The organism is Shewanella sp. Iso12 (assembly GCF_012030025.1).
Lineage (GTDB): Bacteria > Pseudomonadota > Gammaproteobacteria > Enterobacterales > Shewanellaceae > Shewanella > Shewanella algae.
The window spans coordinates 22,086-39,020 of record NZ_JAAUHW010000014.1 but is presented as its reverse complement, the minus strand read 5'-3'; the positions used below and the strand labels follow the sequence as shown (position 1 = coordinate 39,020).

Below are 16,935 nucleotides of genomic sequence, written 5' to 3'. Positions count from 1 at the left end.
CTTGGGAAAAATCTTTTAGTTTTCATGGGCACGTTACCAGATGGTTATCGGCCGACATCCGCTAAGTTTAACCTTTTTTTAACCTGGGTTGGGTAATTTTTTGATCTGATTCCAGGTGCCAGAGTGTCAGGTATTCTCCCCAGCAACAGCCGGTGTCCAGCGCCTGCAGTCTTTCGCCTTCGACCTTGCCCATCAGGGCGGCCCAATGGCCAAAGACCCGGGTGTAGTCAGCGGTGTTGGATGGGAATAAAAACCAGGGTTTGAGATTGGGGTCTTCACATTTGGCCGGCGGCACCTTGCAGCTGAAATCCAGCGTGCCGTCGAGATAGAGGTAACGCATCCGAGTCAGGGCGTTGATACAGTACCTGAGTCTGGGCAGGCCGCTGAGCTCACCGGACCAATCTTCCGGCTCTTCTGTGTACATCCTGGCGATGAGACTGTCTAAATAGTCGGCTCTTTGCAATGCCTGGCTGACGGCGCCTGCTTCCTGGCGTAAGGTTTGGATATCCCACTGGGGCGGCACGCCCGCATGGGTCATAATGAGTTTGTGCTCGGGCAGTTCGCGCATCAGAGGTTGGGTTCTAACCCAGTCGATGAGGCTGTCGATATCAGATGCTTCCAACAGTGGTTGCAGCTTGTCGCTGGGTTTGGCGCGTTTGAGCCCGGCCTTGACCGCCAGCAAGTGCAGATCATGGTTACCCAGTACCGACTTGGCCGAATCGCCGAGATCGCGGAAGAATCTCAAGGTCGAGAGAGAATCCGGACCGCGGGCGACCAGATCGCCGACCGCCCAAAGTTCGTCCTTGGAGGGATTGAAATCGACTTTCTCCAGCAGGCGTTGCAACTCGTTGAAACAGCCCTGAATATCGCCGACAAAATAGTGAGCCACTGTTATCTGCCCATCAGTGTACCTGGCCGGGTACGGCCAGGCGGAAAGGAGGGATCTGGGCGTAGAAACTCTCGCCCGCATCGGTTTCCATCAGGTAACGGCCTTCCATAAAGCCCAGCGGCGTTTCCAGCACTGTACCGCTGCTGTATTGGTAGGCAGTATTGGGCTTGATCCTCGGGGTTTCACCGACTACACCGGCGCCCTGAACCTCGCTCTGTTGGCCATTGCCATCTGTGATCACCCAGTGGCGACTCTTGAGGGTCGCCGCCTCATCACCCAGATTGATAATGGTGATGGTGTAACTGAAAAGATACTTGTCTTCATCCGGCGCAGACTGGTGTTCTATGTACTGGGTCTGTACCTCGACTCTGATACGGCTTTTCTGGGGATTCATCTTAAGTTCCTGGCCAAAATCTCTGATGGAAAGGAAGGACGCCGCCCGGCGTCCGGATGTTACGCCTGACGGTCGCTCAGCAAGTTGGCGATGGCAACATACTGCTCGACACTAATCTGCTCGGGTCTGAGGCCAGGATCGATTCCCAGGGTCTCATAATCGGCATCATCAAGCAGCCCCTTGAGGTTATTTCTAAGGGTCTTGCGGCGCATGTTGAAGGCGGTGCTGGTTACCTTGCCGAGCATGGCAACGTCTTTGGCCGGCCAGGGTTTGGTTTCATAAGGTACCAGACGCACCACGGCGGAATCGACCTTAGGTGGCGGCGTGAAGCTGCCCGGAGGCACTTCCAGTACCGGCACTACCTGGCAATAGTATTGGGCCATGACAGTGAGGCGGCCATAGGCCTTGCTGCCCGGGCTGGCTGAAAGCCGCAGCACCACCTCTTTTTGCAACATAAAGTGCATGTTGGTGATCTGCTCGGCATATTCGAACAGATGGAACATCAGTGGTGTGGAGATATTGTATGGCAGGTTACCAAAGACCTTGAGCTTCTTGCCCTCTACCATGAGTTTGTTGAAGTCAAACTGCAGGGCATCACCCTGATGAATTTCCAGCTTATCTTTCAGCACAGGATGCTGCTTCAGGCGTTCTACCAGATCTCTGTCCAGCTCGACCACGGTCAGCTTGTCTATGGCACTGGCCACAGGTTCGGTCAGGGCCGCCAGACCCGGGCCGATTTCGACCATGACATGCTCGTTATCCGGGGCGATGGCCGCCACAATACGGTTGATCACATTGTCATCGGTCAGGAAGTTTTGTCCGAAACGTTTTCTGGCGGTATGGCCTAAGTGTACTTTATTGCTCATTGATACTCAGTTGGATCAGTTTTTGCCGGCCAGTTCTATGGCCTTGTTGAGTGCACAGACGAAGCTACCGATATCGGCCTTGCCTGTGCCTGCGAGTTCCAGCGCCGTGCCGTGATCCACCGAAGTGCGGATATAGGGCAGGCCCAGAGTGATGTTTACCGACTTGCCAAAGCCCTGTGACTTGAGCACAGGCAGGCCCTGGTCGTGGTACATGGCCAGCACCACATCGGCGTCTTGCAGATACTTGGGTTGGAACAGGGTATCGGCAGGCAGAGGGCCTATGATACGCATCTGCTCCTGCTCTCTGAGCTCGTTCAGCGCCGGGATGATCACATCCAGCTCTTCCCGTCCCAGATGGCCATCTTCACCGGCATGGGGGTTGAGGCCACAGACATAAATCTTGGGGTTGTCCAGGGCAAACTTATTCACCAGATCCTGGTGCAGTATCCTGATGATCTGATGCAGGCGTTCACGGGTGATCGCCTTGGAAACGTAAGCCAGTGGAATGTGAGTGGTCACCAGGGCTACCTGCAGACCGGGGCAGGCGAGCATCATCACCACATCCTGACAACCGGCCTGATGGGCAAAGAACTCGGTATGGCCGGAGAAGGGGATCCCGGCCTGATTGATAATGCCCTTGTGTACCGGACCTGTCACCACGGCATCAAACTCGCCGTTCATGTTCTTCTCACCCGCATAACGCAGGGTGTCGACCACATAGGCGCTGTTTTGCTCATTGAGCACGCCGCAGCGAGGCTCACAGGCCATGGGGAAGGGCACTATGGTCAAACTACCGGCTTGCTGTGGCTTGGCCGCTTGGCTTGGCTGATAAGGCTTAAGCTGGAGACTGAGCCCCAGCATCTTGGCGCGCGCCTGCAACAAGGCAGGATCCGCGCACACGACCAGCTCGGCCGGCCAGTCGCGCTGCGCCAGCTGTACTACCAGATCCGGGCCTATGCCGGCAGGCTCTCCGGGGGTAATGGCAATACGTTTAATGTCCAAGCGACTTAACCTCTGTCAGTTTCTGGGTCGAAGAGTTCAATGTATGCGTCGGCCCGCATTTCGTCCAGCCAGTTTTGTAACTCTTCGTTGAATTTGCGGCGGAAGATCAACTGATGCGCACGGTTGGTGTTGAACTGATCTGTGGCATCTGTTTTGCGTTTCTCTTCCAGCTGAGTGATGTGCCAGCCATGAGTTGAGCGGAACGGCTCACTGATTTCACCCTGCTTCAGGCTGTTGAGTGTCTGGGCGAACTCGGGCACATAAATGCCGGGATCGGCCCAACCCAGCTCACCGCCTTTGGTGGCACTACCGGGATCTTCCGAGTACTGGCGCGCCAGATCTTCAAACTTGGCTTCGCCGCTGCGGATCTGTTTGAGGAACTGCTGCAGCATCGCCTTGGCTCTGTCTTCAGACAGAATCGGTGACGGCTTGAGCAGGATATGGCGGGCTCTGACTTCCTCGACTTCTTTGGTCTGCAGGCCGCGGGCGTCCATGATCTTGATGATATGGAAACCGGCACCACTCTTGATAGGGCCTATGATGTCGCCTTTCTTGGCATCTGTGATGACTTCGGCAAACAGGGTAGGCATCTCATTGATGTTCATGTAATCCCAGATACCGCCTTCCAGTGCCTTGGGACCGGCGGAAGAAGCAATGGCGGTTTCACGGAAGTCGGCACCGGATTTCAGGCGCTCCAGCACGGCATTGGCACGCTTGCTGGCTCCTTCCAGTTGCTCTGAAGTAGGGTTGGAAGGCACTTCAATCAGAATGTGGCCAACCTGGTATTCCACGTCTTTCAGGCCCTGTTCCTTGATCAGCTTCACCAGGTTATTGATTTCCTGGGGTGAAACCTGAATTCGGCGCTGAACTTGAATACGCTGGATCTCACCTATGGTTACTTCTTCACGCAGTTGCTCGCGGTATTGGCTGAAGCTGCTGCCATCGGCTTCAATTTCGGCGCGCATCTGGGCGACAGTCATGTTCTGTTGCTTGGCAATGTTTTCTATGGTTTGGTCCAGCTGCAGATCCCCGATATGCAGGCCGATACGGTCTGCCATCTGCAGTTGCAGACGGGTCAGGATCAAACGCTCAATAACCTGGGTGCGCAGCGCCTGATCCGAAGGCAGACTCTGGCCGGCGGCCTTGGCGTTGGCCTTAACAGTGTCGACCATGTTCTGGACTTCGCTTTCCAGCACTATGCCGTCGTTGATCTGCACTGCAACGCGATCCAGCAGCTGTGGTGCTGCTAGGGCAGCCTGGCTCATGACTAGAGCAAAAAATCCAAAAATCAGTTTCTTACAGGGTTTCATCCACAAAATCCTTGCCACATTTTCGTTTCGTTGGCCGCCGATGGCAGCGGCCTGGGTTGTCCAGATTGGACTCTCTGTCCCGTCCGAGGTTCAGCAATCTACCACAAATCTTGATTAATTCCTCAGATAAAGTGGTTTGCGGTAGTTGAACAGACCTTCATCTAGCATGTCACTGACCCCCAATGGACCTGAGCCGCCGAGGCCCTTGATCACAAAGTTGAGGTAGACGCCGGTTTCGAACATCTCACGCTCGTTGAGCACTGCATTCTTGAGGTCGTCCTCGTAGTTGGTCTTGATGCGGTAGTGATAGCTCAGACGCACTGCCCAGCAGCATGACTCGTACTGGAAGCCGGTATAGGTTTCCACCGAACGTTCTTCTTTGAGATCGTAATACCAGTTGCCGACAAAATAGAGGCTGTCGGTAATTGGCCAGGTGGTACGGACACCGGCCTGGGAGATATCCACTCTGTCATTGGTGTTGCTGTTGAGCAGATCCGGCACGTAACGATAGCTGAACTGTAGCAGCTTGTTGGGGCCGGGGCGGTAGTCCAGGGTTGCTTCACTCTTCTTGTTGGAGCTGTAACGGGTGTCGTATTGAATAGCACCGCTGACAAACCAGTCTTTGTAGATTCTGGCATCCAGCTCGGCGGCCAGTACCGAAGTGGACGGCTGCTCGGTGAGTTCATTCTCATAGAGGCTGACTTTACTGTCGTCGAAGTAGATGATCTGGCCCAGGCTGAATTTCAGCTGTTCCAGGTTACGCTCATCAAACAGTCGGGTGGTCAAACCCAGAGTCAATTGGTTGGCATCGGCGATACGGTCCAGGCCCGAGAAGCGGCGGTCGCGGAACAGGCCAAAATAGTCCTGCTGCAGTTCACCTGTGTCGTAGAGACCGATATTGGACTGATCTTCATAGCCAACATACAGGTATTGGAACTGGGGCTCCAGCGTCTGGCGGTAGTTCTGGTTGAAGTATTCGGTATAACGCTCGAAGTTTATCTGACCGTGAACCCTCACCTGAGGTAAGGTACGGCTGACACTGTCATCCAACTCGGGCTGCTGGATATTGTGCTGCCAGTAGTTGGTCTGCATCAGCTTGACCTCACTGGTCAGTGACCCCGCCGGGCCATGGATTGGCAGACGGATACTGGGCTCCATATGTACCCGGCTGGCGGTGGTGTATATATCTTCTTTATGACGGAAGTTGGTTATCTCGGAGGCGAAGCTGAAATCCAGGCCTTCCCACACCCCAGGGGTACGGTAGTTGAAGTTCAGCTGTGGCATCACCTGATAAGGACGCTCTTCCTTGCCCAGTACCTTGATGTCCTGCACTCTGGCGCTGAAGTCCCAGTTGTCGGTGAAGTAGGCGATTTCGCCAACCCGGGATAACTGGTTGTCCGTGGCGCGATTGACATCAGACTTGAGATCGTTGAAGTAGTTATTGTCCGAGACATCGGTATAGTTGGCCAGCACCCGCCAGTTTTCATCCAGGGCATCGCTGTGCTCCCAGTGATACATATAGCGGTTGGGGCTGCCATCGAGCATGTTATCGCTGCCCAGATATTCGAGGTTGAACTGGCCGGTAGGCGTTTGCCGGTCGCCGGGATCGCCCAGCAGATAGCGGAATTCTGTCTTGGTAAACAAGCCCCGCGACGACATATAGTGCGGGGTAAAGGTCAGATCGTACTCAGGCGCTATGTTCCAATAAAACGGGGTGGCGATTTCGATCCCGTTGGTGGTGCTGGAACTGAAGCTGGGGAACAGGAAACCTGTCTTGCGTTTCTCCGAAACCGGCACTGTCATATAGGGAATATAGAATACCGGCACGCCACCTATTCTGAGTTTGGCATCCCAGATCTCCCCCCACTCTTCCTTGCTGTCGATTTTGATCTTCTCGGCTTCCAGCAGCCAGGAGACATTATCCGGTGGGCAAGTGGTGAAGTTGGTGTTGTTCAATACCAGGTTGTTGTTCTGGGTAATTTCCAGTTTCTGGGCGTCACCGTGAACTTGCTGGCCGTGGAGCCAGTACTGAGCGCCTTCCAGGGTGGCGTTGTTGGAACGCATCTGCGCCATCAGCGAGTCGGCGGTCACGGTAAACAGCGGGTCTTGAAACACCAGGTTGCCCTGAGCGGTTAGCTGCTGCTCCTGCTGGTTGACTGTGGCTCTTTCGGCGGAAATTTTGCGCCCGGCCTGAGAAAAGGTCACATTGCCTTCGAAGGTCGCCTCGCGTCCCAATTGCGCCGAAGAGGCGTCAGAATGGATCTGTATTTTTTGATCGGCCAAAGGGCCGCTGCTTTCCCCATCCTGATGATAGGGAACCGGAGGCAAGATAACACATTGAGCGTTGTTGCCGCCCTCCTGAGGAAGGGTTTCAGCCAGCGTCAGGGGAGGTAAAAGGCTCAATGCCAGAAAATATCGGATCTGCATCTTAGGTCAATTATTTAGATTTCTTTGTCTGGACAAGTTTCGGAGGGAAAAGTTGCATCCTGCCTCGGGCAACGCAGCCATAAAAAACTCTGTATTTATTGGCTGTTTCCTGTTTTTTACCTCGGTATAATAAAGCAATTTTTCGTCAAGAGCCATGAGATGACCTTGTCTGATCCCAGATTTCTTTCCATGTCGTGCTGGTTGCAGCAACTTTTCGGTAAGCCCTTGCAAGCCAAGCTGATTTCCGGTGATGCCAGCTTTCGGCGTTATTTTCGTCTCAATGTCGATGGTTGTGATTACATAGTCACGGACTCTCCTCCCAACTTATTGGATAACAAGCCCTTTATTGCTTTGGCGCGGGCGTATCACCAAGCGGGCATTCGAGTGCCCAAGGTGCTTGAGTTCAATGAGGAAGAGGGCTTTATTCTGCAGCAGGACCTTGGCGATAACTTGTTGTTGCCCGAGTTGAACGAAACCAATGTGAGTGACTGGTATCTCAAGGCGCTGGCGATTTTGCCGGATATTGCGGCGGTGCGGGAAAGTGAGCTTGGTCCCTTGCCGGACTATGATGCGGCCTTTGTCGAACGCGAGCTGGCGATTTTCAGCGAGTGGCTGCTGGATAAACACTGGCAAGTCTCCCTGACAGATGCTGAGCATACTATGTTGGCTGAAAGCTTTGCTATTTTGACGGCCAGCGCGCTTGTGCAACCCCAGGTCGGCATGCACAGGGACTTTCACAGCCGTAATCTGATGCTTAAAAACGGTAAGCTTTGGGTAATAGATTTTCAGGATGCCGTGTTGGGGCCTGTGACCTATGATGCAGTCTCGCTGCTGAGAGATTGCTATATACGTTGGCCGGATGCGATAGTCGAGCCGCTGCTCAAAGCCTTCTTTGAACAGTGTCGCGAGCTGGGGTTGGTTGGCAAAGATGTTGATTTTGCCACCTTCAGTCGCTGGTTCGATCTCATGGGAGTGCAGCGACACCTGAAGGCGGCGGGTATCTTTGCCCGTTTGCACCACAGAGATGGCAAGTCAGGTTATCTCAAGGATATACCGCTTACACTCGGCTATGTGGCCGATATCTGCGAGCGTTATCCTCAGTTGCAGGCGCTTTCCTCCTGGGTCAGGCAGAGGTTATTGCCGCTGACTCAACAAGAGTCACAATCACAGTCCCGACCACAAGCAGAGGCACAGGAGCACAAATGAAGGCGATGATTCTGGCAGCCGGCAGAGGGGAGCGTCTGCGCCCCTTGACCGACAAGCTGCCTAAACCTCTGGTGACAGTGGCCGGTAAGCCCTTGATTGAGTATCACATTGAACGTTTGGCCGCCATGGGCGTGACTGAGTTGGTGATCAACTGCGCCTGGCAGGCAGACAAACTGATTGAACGCCTGGGAGACGGCAGCCGTTTTGGCGTGACGATTCATTACAGCCGTGAGATTGAGGCGCTGGAAACCGGCGGCGGGATCAAAAAGGCTCTGCCGCTACTTGGCAACGCGCCTTTTTTAGTGATTAACGGCGATGTGTTTATCGATGCCATGCCTGAGCTGCCCAATTTGGCTGCAGATACGCTGGCGCACCTGTTTCTGGTGGATAACCCGGCGCAGCATCCCGAGGGAGACTTCGCCTTGCTGCCGCAAACATTCGGCTATTCGCGGGTCAGTGACAAGGGCGCGCCCAGGTACACTTTCTCCGGGGTGGGAATATATCGCCCCGAGCTATTCGATGGGGTAGCAGAGACACATTTTGCCTTGGCGCCGCTGCTGCGGCAAAAGATGGCGCAGGGGCTTATCAGTGGCAGTCATTTCACGGGTTACTGGTGTGATGTCGGCACACTGGACAGGTTGCAACAGCTGGAGCTTAGGCAGGCGAAAGGGACTGTTTAACCACGAGCCCGCAACCGGATAAGACAAGACAGTTCAAGATTGAGTATTGGCCCGGCCAAGCACGGGCGCACTATGGGATAACAGATGCGTATTTGGGGTAAATTTTTCGGCGGTGTCATTGGCTTTATGTTCGGGCGTTTCTTCGGCGCCTTGCTGGGGATCTGGCTTGGGCATCTATATGACAAGCGGATGGCGGCCTCTCAGGGGCTTCCGGGGGGCAGTCGGCAGGCACAGTTTTTCAACACCACTTTTGCCGTTATGGGGCATATCGCCAAGGCCTCGGGGAGGGTGACCGAAAACGATATCCGCATGGCCACCAGTCTGATGGATATGCTGCGCCTCAGCGGCACGGCACGAAAAGACGCCCAGCAGGCGTTTCGCGAGGGCAAGGAGCCGGACTTTGAACTGGAAGCCAGCCTGCGCCGCTTTCGACGCATCACCTTTGGTCGCCGGGAAGTGCAGCAGATGTTTCTGGAAATTCAAATCCAGACTGCCCTGTCTGACGGTGAGCTGCAGGACAAGGAATATGCAATACTGCAGGTGATTGCCAGAGAGCTGGGATTCAGCAGCTTTCAGCTCGATGAACTGCTCAAGCGTTGGCAAGCGGAGCTGCGTTTTCAACAAGCTCCCGGCGATCATAGACCATCGGTTGCCGATGCCTATGAAGTCTTGGGGCTGTCAGAATCCGCCAGCGATCAGGACATCAAACGCGCCTATCGCAAATTGATGAATGAACACCATCCGGATAAGTTGGTAGCCAAGGGCTTACCGGAAGAGATGATGGAGTTGGCCAAGCGTAAGGCTCAGGATATTCAGGCGGCTTACGACAGGGTCAAGAGCAGTAGAGGAATGCGCTGAGCCTCGCCCTTGGGTGTTGGCTCATGCTGTTAAAGAGGGTTCACCCAAGGAGAGCGCCATGAAACTTGCTTATTCAATTCCCTTGTTATTGGCCCTGAGTGGCCAGGCTACGGCCGAAGTGTTTGTTGCGCCGTTTGGCGGCTACAGCTTTGGCGGCAATGATCTGGACTATAGGTCCAGCGAAAGCACGGTTAATAACAACAGTAGTGCGGATATTACCGAGGCCGGTCATTTTGGCTTTATGTTGGGGCTGACGACGTCAGAGCCGGGTGACATGTATCTGCTTTACTCCCATCAGGGCACAGAGCTCAGTGGCAGCGGTTTCCCGGGCACTGACAAGCTGATGGACCTCAGCGTCGATTATCTGCATCTGGGGGGCACCCTCTATTTTCCCAAAGACAAGCTGCGGCCCTATGTCACCGCCAGTGCCGGTTTGACGCAATTGCGTCCCGAGCATGGCAGCAACGAAACCCGTTTTTCCATGGGGCTAGGGCTGGGGTTGGATTATCAACTGCTGGAGCAGCTATCCCTGTTTGCCGATGTGCGCGGCTATGCGACCCTGATAAACAGCGACAGCAGCCTGTTTTGCGATGCCAATCAGTGCTTATGGCATATCAAGGGCGATACCCTGTGGCAGGGGCAGGCCAATCTGGGGTTAAGATACCGTTTCTGAGTGGGGTAACAAAGAGGTGAGTATGAGCTTAAAAATAGTGGTTCTGGATGGCTTTTGTCTCAATCCTGGTGATCTCGATTGGTCGCCACTCAAGGCACTTGGGGAGCTTAGCGTCTATGACAGAACCCCGGCGGAGCTTGTGCTGCAGCGCGCCCAAGGCGCCGATGTTTTGCTCACCAACAAGACAGTGCTCGGGGCGCAGCAACTGGCGGCGCTGCCTGGGCTCAAGTACGTAGGCATTCTTGCCACGGGCACCAATGTGGTTGACTTACAGGCCGCCGGCGACCTTGGCATCACAGTCACCAATGTGCCTGGCTATGGTCCGGATGCGGTGGCGCAGATGGTCTTTGCCCATCTCTTGTATCACACCCAACAAGTGGCGCAGCACCACCAGGCGGTGGTGGCGGGGGCCTGGAGCCAGTGCACCGACTTCTGTTTTACTCTGTCACCGCTGATGTCACTCTCGGGCAAGGTGATGGGAATTGTCGGTTATGGTGATATAGGCTCGCGAGTGGCGAATATTGCCAGGGCGCTGGGGATGCGGGTGCTGCTGCATACCCGAACTGAGCGCCATGACCTGGCCGAAGGCATCAGCTGGGCGCCACTGGAGCAGCTGTATCGTGAAGCCGATGTGATCTCGCTGCACTGCCCGCTGACAGCGGCGACCGAGAAGATGATCAATCAAGACTCGCTGCAGCTGTTAAAGCCCGGGGTGATTTTGATCAATACCGCCCGTGGCGGGCTGGTGGATGAAACTGCGCTTGCCACAGCACTCAATCAGGGCAAGTTGCGGGCCGGAGTGGACGTGCTCTCCAGTGAGCCTCCCAAGCCGGATAACCCCTTGCTCAATGCCAAAGGAGTCAGCATAAGTCCGCACAATGCCTGGGCGACGCTAGAGGCCAGGCAGAAGCTGTTGGATATTGCCGTGGACAATCTGCGCGCCTTTATTGGCGGAGACTCTGTTAACCAGGTTTAGACGCTATTAACCGAGTTTAACTGTTGCACAGTTGCCGATAGGAGCGGGACTCCAACATGGCTTGGGTCAGCCCGAACCGGGCCGCCAGTTGCCAAAGCTCGCTGCGAAGCTGCTCCAGCTTATCGCTATCGTCGGTCATGATCGCCAGCTCGGCAAAATCGCCGAGCCCCGCCAGGCTGTCCAGCGTCATATGCCACTTGCCGATAAAGTAGATGCTGCGGCGTTTTTGCAGCCGCTGCACCGGCACATAGCCCATGGCGCTGAGCATGCTGCGGGCCCTGGCAGCATCCGAGATATTGACCGCTTCACAGCAATCTGCTCCCGGGCCCTTGAGGATCCACAGCAGATTGTTGGATGGCTGCATCTCCCGGATGCACAGTGACTTGTCCGCCGCGGCCAGTTGACCATCCGGGGTATCGAAGTAGCAGTCGTCCTCCTGATTATCGGCAAACATGCACTCATGCTCCATGGCATTGATGCGCTCAAGCAGTTGTTGTTTGCTGCAAGACTCATTCAGACGGAACTTGAGTTCCACTTCATACTTACCCTGAAAATGCTGGCTCATGGCGGTCTCTTTTAAAAAATCACTTCTACTTTGGCGGCGCTGCGTAGAGCCTTGTCTATGGCGCTTTGAATATCCAGATCCCTTGCCAGGGCAACACCCAGACGGCGGCGACCATGGATCTCCGGCTTGCCGAACAGTCGCAGCTGGGTGTCGGCTTCGCTCAGCGCTGCTGCAAGGCCTGTGTAACGCAGGTTGTCTGAGTCGCCTTCTTTGAGCACCACAGCCGAAGCGCTGGGGCCGTGCTGGCGGATATTGGCGATCGGCAATCCGAGAATGGCACGCACGTGCAGGGCAAACTCGGACAGATCCTGGCTTATCAGGGTCACCATGCCGGTGTCGTGTGGGCGGGGCGAGACTTCAGAGAAGTAGACTTCATCACCCTTGATAAAGAGTTCTACCCCAAACAAACCGTGGCCGCCGAGCGCCTCAACTACTTTGGCGCCTATCTGTTGTGCCTTTTCCAGGGCCGCTTGGCTCATGGCCTGTGGCTGCCAGGATTCGCGGTAGTCACCGTCTTCCTGCCTGTGGCCTATAGGCGCACAGAAATGAATGCCGTTGACTGCACTTATGGTGAGCAGGGTGATTTCGTAGTCGAAAGGCACAAAACCTTCGACTATCACCCGGCCTTGACCGGCGCGGCCACCTTGCTGGGCATACTCCCAGGCCGCGGCTATCTGGGCTTGCTCGCGGATCACGCTCTGGCCCTTGCCCGATGAGCTCATCACCGGCTTGACCACGCAGGGCAAACCTATTTGGGCCACCGCCTGATTGAATTCTGTCTCAGTGTCGCAAAAGACGTAGGGCGACGTGGGGATCCCCAGCGTCTCTGCTGCCAGACGGCGAATGCCTTCTCTGTCCATGGTCAACTGGGTGGCTCTGGCAGTGGGTACTACCTTCAGGCCTTCGGCCTCCATCTTTGCCAGCGTTGCTGTGGCTATGGCTTCGATTTCCGGAATGACCAGATGGGGTTTCTCCAGCTCTATGACGGCGCGCAGCGCCTCGGGATCGAGCATGTTCACCACATGAAAACGATGACTGACCTGCATGGCAGGGGCATTGGGGTAGCGGTCGACGCCAATGACTTCGACGCCCAGGCGCTGCAGTTCAATCGCAACTTCTTTGCCCAGTTCGCCGCAGCCGAGCAGCATGGCGCGCACGGCGCCTTGGCTAAGGGGAGTGCCTAACATAGTGTGGGTACCTTTGGTTATTGTAGCTGCCTGTGGCAGCGGATTTTTTTGCTAGTTTACCCTTTGGCAATCGGCTTGGGCGGAAGGCTTGATAAATTGTGCGCTGGATCACTGCTTGCGCTGCTGTGGCGGATGTTGAAACTTTGTTATTCTTAAGTCCGCTATTATCGTGCGGGAAGCCAGAATGCAGGATGTCAAAGACTTAACCGGGGTGCTCAGGGGCGGTACGCCCTTGGTGATAATTGAAACGTATGAGGAGCCCAGGGTACTGGAGCTGCTCAAACGAGTGGCCGGTGTGCTGATGCGGCCCCTGTATGGCTGGAGTGTTACCCAGGGGCTCAAGCGGCTGGACAGGGAAGTCGGGGTGCAGAAATTCAATGCCGAACCGACCGATATTCTGGCGCACATCAAGGCCAGCCAGCAACAGGGGATCTATGTGCTCTGTGACTTTCACCCCTATGTGGTCGATGCGCCGCGTAACGTGAGAATGATCAAGGAGATTGCCCTTGAGCACGAAACCTTGCAGCACACCCTGGTGATGGTCAGCCACGCCTTTGATGTGCCCCCTGAACTGAGCCGATACTGCGCTCATTTCTCCCTCTCCATGCCAGGGCAGGCCCAGTTGGAAAACCTCATTATAGAGGAAGCGCGCCTGGCCCGAGCCAAAGGGGTATTGAATCGTCTCGATGAAGCCGTGATCCCACTGCTTGCCGGTAATCTTCGTGGTCTGAGCCATGCCGATGCCCGCCGTCTTGCCCGTAAGGCCATCTGGGATGATGGTGCCTTGTGTCACTCGGATATTCCCGTGGTCAACAAGGCCAAGTTTGAGCTTTTGGATATGGAAGGTGTGCTGCAATTTGAATACGACACTTGTGACTTTGCCGATGTTGCCGGGCTTTCCAGACTCAAGGAGTGGCTGAACCACAGGCGCCTTGGCAGCGATGCGCAATCGTTCGATACGCCCAAGGGCGTGATGCTGCTCGGGGTGCAGGGCAGCGGCAAGAGCCTGGCGGCCAAGGCGGTGGCCGGGATCTGGCAGCGGCCTTTACTGCGCCTGGATATGGCCGGACTCTACAATAAGTACATAGGCGAGACGGAGCGCAACCTCAAGAAAGCGCTGGAGATGGCGGAATTGATGGCGCCCTGCGTACTCTGGATAGATGAAATTGAAAAGGGGCTGGGCAGCAGTAACAGCGATGAAGGCACCTCGAAGCGGATCCTCGGCACCCTGCTGACCTGGATGGCAGAGCGCAAGTCCGAGGTCTTTATGGTGGCTACTGCCAACGATATCAGCGCGCTGCCCCCCGAGCTGCTGCGTAAGGGACGCCTGGATGAGATATTTTTTGTCGACCTGCCGGATAGCTCCACCCGGGAGGAGATCTTCCGTATCCACTGCCGCAAGCGCAATATCGATCCGGCCGCGCTGGAATTGGCGAGTCTGGCAAGCGCCAGTGAAGGTTTCTCCGGCGCCGAGATAGAGCAGGCGGTTATTTCCGCCCGTTATGCTGCGAGGGCAGCGGGGCAGGAGGCCAACCAGGCCTGGCTGTTCGATGCCCTGAGTCGGACCCGCCCCTTATCTGTGGTGATGGCCGAAAAGCTCAACGCTCTGCGTCAATGGGCCAACGGCCGCACTGTGATGGCTCACGGTTGAGGCGGAAACTGGCTCAGGATCCGCATCACGGTTTCCCGGGTTGCCTGAGCCTTACCTTCGCCGCCATCGCTGAAGCTGAACTGATCGCTGCCGCGCCAGATGAGGCGGTTGCTACTCGCTTCTATGATATCGATTTGTATGGTCTGGAGTTTGGCATCGGCTCCCAGAGGCACACCCACACTGGTGCCAACGCCTATGCCACCGCCAGATCCCCAGGTGCCGCTGCCAAGGCCGATGGAGAGGCCCTTGTCTTTCGGCTTATCTGTAGTGCGAAAGGCAAAGGAAACCTTGAAGTCCGCTGACTCGGTGACTTCGATAAATTGTTTGCTTTTCAGCGTGTCGACAATCGCCTGATTGATCCGCTCGGCGCTCAGGGGATCATCACTGCTGGAAATCGGCAGGGGGGTGAACTTTTGTAGCTTGGCGAAGCTGTATCCTGGGTCGTAGTCTTGTTTCGGCTGCTGGGCGCAGGCTGTCAGCAGCAGGGGTAACAGCAGCAAGAGTGTCCTGAATTTCATCGCTTGTCCTCCGTGAAGGGATATACCTTACCCTGTGACTTTGTGCCAAAGCGGCCGTCAGTGCAAGAAGTGGATAAAAAATCGCCTTTTTAAGAATGAGATGATATACCTAAGGTTCAGCCGTCAGAGAGCCTGCATTTACGCCCCTATGGAACAACTGGTCTTTTTTGATATCCCCAGCCCTTGTATTGGTGTCTGCCAGACAGATGCCAAGGGCGATTGCAAAGGTTGTTTTCGGAACCGCGAAGAGAGGTTCGATTGGCTCAACTTTTCCGATGCCCGTAAATTGGATGTCATTCGCCTGTGCAAGGCGCGCAAAAGGCGCCGGCAGCTGGCGCAGATAAAGGCGCGCAGGGAACAGCTCAAGGAGGAAGAGTTGCAGTTGAATCACAGCCTGGACTTTGATGCCAAAGGCGACGAAGACGAACCTCTGGACTTCAGTGATTTCAGTCTCGATTGAATTCCCGCTTGGGCAGGCCGATGCAAAAACGGGTTTCCCCGGGGCGGCTGAACAGCAGGATTTCGCCGTGATGGCGTTCGACTATGCGCTTGATAATTGCCAGCCCCAACCCAAAGCCTTTATTGCTGTTGCGTGAGGTATCGCTGCGGACAAAGGGCTCGAAAATCTTGTGCTGTTCCTCTTCTGGGATCCCTTCACCATCGTCTTTAACCTCGATAGTTACCCTGTCTTTTTCCTCATTCAGAGTCACCAGAATTTGGCTTTCGGCAAAGCGTTGGGCGTTGGTGAGCAGGTTTTGCAGTGCTCTTTCAATCAAGGCCGGTTCACAGGTGAAGGGCAGTTTGGCGACTGAGCTATCCAGGGTTATCGGAATAGGGCTCAGGCTCTGCAGTCTGTCTATCACTTGGCGGCAGAGGGCGGTGAGATCGCAGCTCTCCTGTCTCAGCCCTGTTTGGGCCGACTCCAGGCTGGCGTAGGTGAGCATCTCCTGCAGCAAGGATTCCATCTCTTTGACATCTTCTGTCATGCCGGCAATAAAGTCGGCTCTGGCCGCTTCATCGGCGCCTTCACGGCAATAGTTGGGGATCAGCGCCAGGGCAAACTTGAGCCTGGCCAGCGGCGTGCGGATCTCGTGGGAGACAGCATTGGCCAGGTGGCGCTGGTTGTCGATAAGAGCCCCGATGTGCCGCGCCATCTCATTGAAGGTGTGCGCCAGGGGTTTTACCTGAGAGCGGGGCGAAAGCTTGATACGGGTATCCCATTTGGCCTGACCAAGTGCCTGGGTGGCTTGTTTCAGCACCTTGAGATCCCGTGACAGCGGCCAGACCCAAACCAGGGCAACCCCGGCCAGAGATAGATAGAAGAACAAAGTGAACAGGCCGCGCAGACTGGCTCTGGGGTCTGTATCTATTGGGCCAGTCATCAGCACCTGTTGATCCAGACGGATAAACTGCATCTGCTTGCCAGAGTTGGTCAGGGTGGTGAAGACTTCACCGGGAGCCAACTCGCCATCGTCTGCCAGGGTGATCTTGTCGGCACTGAACAGACGCAGCGGGTAAGTGGCATTGACATTGGCGGCGGCAATCGCCTGTTGCCGCTGCTCTGGGGGCATGGGTTTCAGCATGGCCGCCATTGCCATCAAAGGCGCATCGGCCAACAGTTCCGCCTCGTCATCGTGTTGCTGCCAGAGGGCGTCGAGGGTCCATCCCAGCCCGAGAAAACTCAGGCTGATCAGCAGGTACAAACTGATGAAGAGGCGTTTCACTCGGTAACC

Annotated in this window: 17 protein-coding genes; 7 read left to right on the top strand and 10 right to left on the bottom strand. The window is 55.5% G+C overall.

Annotation, left to right across the window (positions count from 1 at the left end; genetic code table 11):
* Positions 1–67: 67 nt before the first annotated feature.
* The 6 genes from HCX89_RS19120 to lptD form a co-directional block, all read right to left on the bottom strand.
* Positions 68–889, bottom strand: coding sequence for a symmetrical bis(5'-nucleosyl)-tetraphosphatase (locus tag HCX89_RS19120; protein WP_167717064.1), 822 nt, complete (start codon positions 887–889; stop codon positions 68–70).
* A gap of 13 nt (positions 890–902) precedes the next feature.
* Positions 903–1,283 carry a Co2+/Mg2+ efflux protein ApaG gene (gene apaG, locus HCX89_RS19115; RefSeq protein ID WP_025011370.1) on the bottom strand — a complete coding sequence of 127 codons (381 nt, stop codon included), beginning with the start codon at positions 1,281–1,283 and terminating at the stop codon, positions 903–905.
* A gap of 59 nt (positions 1,284–1,342) precedes the next feature.
* The gene (rsmA, locus tag HCX89_RS19110; protein WP_071237044.1) at positions 1,343–2,149 is read right to left on the bottom strand and encodes a 16S rRNA (adenine(1518)-N(6)/adenine(1519)-N(6))-dimethyltransferase RsmA; all 807 of its coding nucleotides are present in this window, start codon (positions 2,147–2,149) and stop codon (positions 1,343–1,345) included.
* Positions 2,150–2,164: 15 nt separating this feature from the next.
* Positions 2,165–3,151: a 4-hydroxythreonine-4-phosphate dehydrogenase PdxA gene (pdxA, locus tag HCX89_RS19105; protein ID WP_025889251.1), complete on the bottom strand. Its 987-nt coding sequence runs from the start codon at positions 3,149–3,151 to the stop codon at positions 2,165–2,167.
* Between the two features lie 5 nt (positions 3,152–3,156).
* Positions 3,157–4,461: a peptidylprolyl isomerase SurA gene (surA, locus tag HCX89_RS19100; protein ID WP_167717062.1), complete on the bottom strand. Its 1,305-nt coding sequence runs from the start codon at positions 4,459–4,461 to the stop codon at positions 3,157–3,159.
* Between the two features lie 114 nt (positions 4,462–4,575).
* Positions 4,576–6,888, bottom strand: a complete 2,313-nt coding sequence (gene lptD / locus HCX89_RS19095) for an LPS assembly protein LptD (RefSeq protein WP_025011373.1) — start codon at positions 6,886–6,888, stop codon at positions 4,576–4,578.
* Positions 6,889–7,047: 159 nt separating this feature from the next.
* Between lptD and HCX89_RS19090 the strand changes: the two genes are divergently transcribed.
* The 5 genes from HCX89_RS19090 to HCX89_RS19070 all read left to right on the top strand — a co-directional run bounded on the left by HCX89_RS19090 (position 7,048) and on the right by HCX89_RS19070 (position 11,281).
* Positions 7,048–8,094, top strand: coding sequence for an aminoglycoside phosphotransferase family protein (locus HCX89_RS19090; RefSeq protein WP_144380086.1), 1,047 nt, complete (start codon positions 7,048–7,050; stop codon positions 8,092–8,094).
* Positions 8,091–8,774, top strand: coding sequence for an N-acetylmuramate alpha-1-phosphate uridylyltransferase MurU (gene murU, locus HCX89_RS19085; RefSeq protein WP_167717061.1), 684 nt, complete (start codon positions 8,091–8,093; stop codon positions 8,772–8,774). The genes HCX89_RS19090 and murU overlap by 4 nt, the downstream gene beginning before the upstream one ends.
* An 84-nt stretch (positions 8,775–8,858) precedes the next feature.
* A complete protein-coding gene (gene djlA / locus HCX89_RS19080) occupies positions 8,859–9,632 on the top strand; it encodes a co-chaperone DjlA (RefSeq protein ID WP_028781624.1) in 774 nt (257 codons plus the stop codon).
* Positions 9,633–9,690: 58 nt separating this feature from the next.
* Positions 9,691–10,305 carry an outer membrane protein gene (locus HCX89_RS19075; RefSeq protein WP_101059407.1) on the top strand — a complete coding sequence of 205 codons (615 nt, stop codon included), beginning with the start codon at positions 9,691–9,693 and terminating at the stop codon, positions 10,303–10,305.
* 22 nt (positions 10,306–10,327) lie between these two features.
* Complete coding sequence (locus HCX89_RS19070) at positions 10,328–11,281, top strand: D-2-hydroxyacid dehydrogenase (RefSeq protein ID WP_167717059.1); 954 nt, start codon at positions 10,328–10,330, stop codon at positions 11,279–11,281.
* A 16-nt stretch (positions 11,282–11,297) separates the two neighbouring features.
* On the opposite strand, the gene cyaB is transcribed toward HCX89_RS19070, so the two are convergent.
* On the bottom strand, positions 11,298–11,846 hold the full coding sequence (gene cyaB / locus HCX89_RS19065; RefSeq protein ID WP_025011377.1) for a class IV adenylate cyclase: 549 nt from the start codon (positions 11,844–11,846) through the stop codon (positions 11,298–11,300).
* Positions 11,847–11,857: 11 nt separating this feature from the next.
* Positions 11,858–13,033 (bottom strand): formate-dependent phosphoribosylglycinamide formyltransferase, encoded by a 1,176-nt coding sequence (gene purT, locus HCX89_RS19060; RefSeq protein WP_025011378.1) that lies wholly within the window; start codon positions 13,031–13,033, stop codon positions 11,858–11,860.
* A gap of 184 nt (positions 13,034–13,217) precedes the next feature.
* Here purT and HCX89_RS19055 point away from each other — a divergent pair, with 184 nt between their 5' ends.
* Positions 13,218–14,684: an AAA family ATPase gene (locus HCX89_RS19055; protein WP_107006292.1), complete on the top strand. Its 1,467-nt coding sequence runs from the start codon at positions 13,218–13,220 to the stop codon at positions 14,682–14,684.
* Here HCX89_RS19055 and HCX89_RS19050 read toward each other — a convergent pair.
* Complete coding sequence (locus HCX89_RS19050; RefSeq protein ID WP_096140899.1) at positions 14,675–15,202, bottom strand: DUF4136 domain-containing protein; 528 nt, start codon at positions 15,200–15,202, stop codon at positions 14,675–14,677. The genes HCX89_RS19055 and HCX89_RS19050 overlap by 10 nt on opposite strands.
* A gap of 148 nt (positions 15,203–15,350) precedes the next feature.
* Between HCX89_RS19050 and HCX89_RS19045 the strand changes: the two genes are divergently transcribed.
* On the top strand, positions 15,351–15,662 hold the full coding sequence (locus HCX89_RS19045; RefSeq protein WP_167717057.1) for a DUF1289 domain-containing protein: 312 nt from the start codon (positions 15,351–15,353) through the stop codon (positions 15,660–15,662).
* Here the strand turns inward: HCX89_RS19045 and HCX89_RS19040 are convergent.
* Positions 15,649–16,926, bottom strand: a complete 1,278-nt coding sequence (locus HCX89_RS19040; RefSeq protein ID WP_167717054.1) for an ATP-binding protein — start codon at positions 16,924–16,926, stop codon at positions 15,649–15,651. The genes HCX89_RS19045 and HCX89_RS19040 overlap by 14 nt on opposite strands.
* Positions 16,927–16,935: the final 9 nt, after the last annotated feature.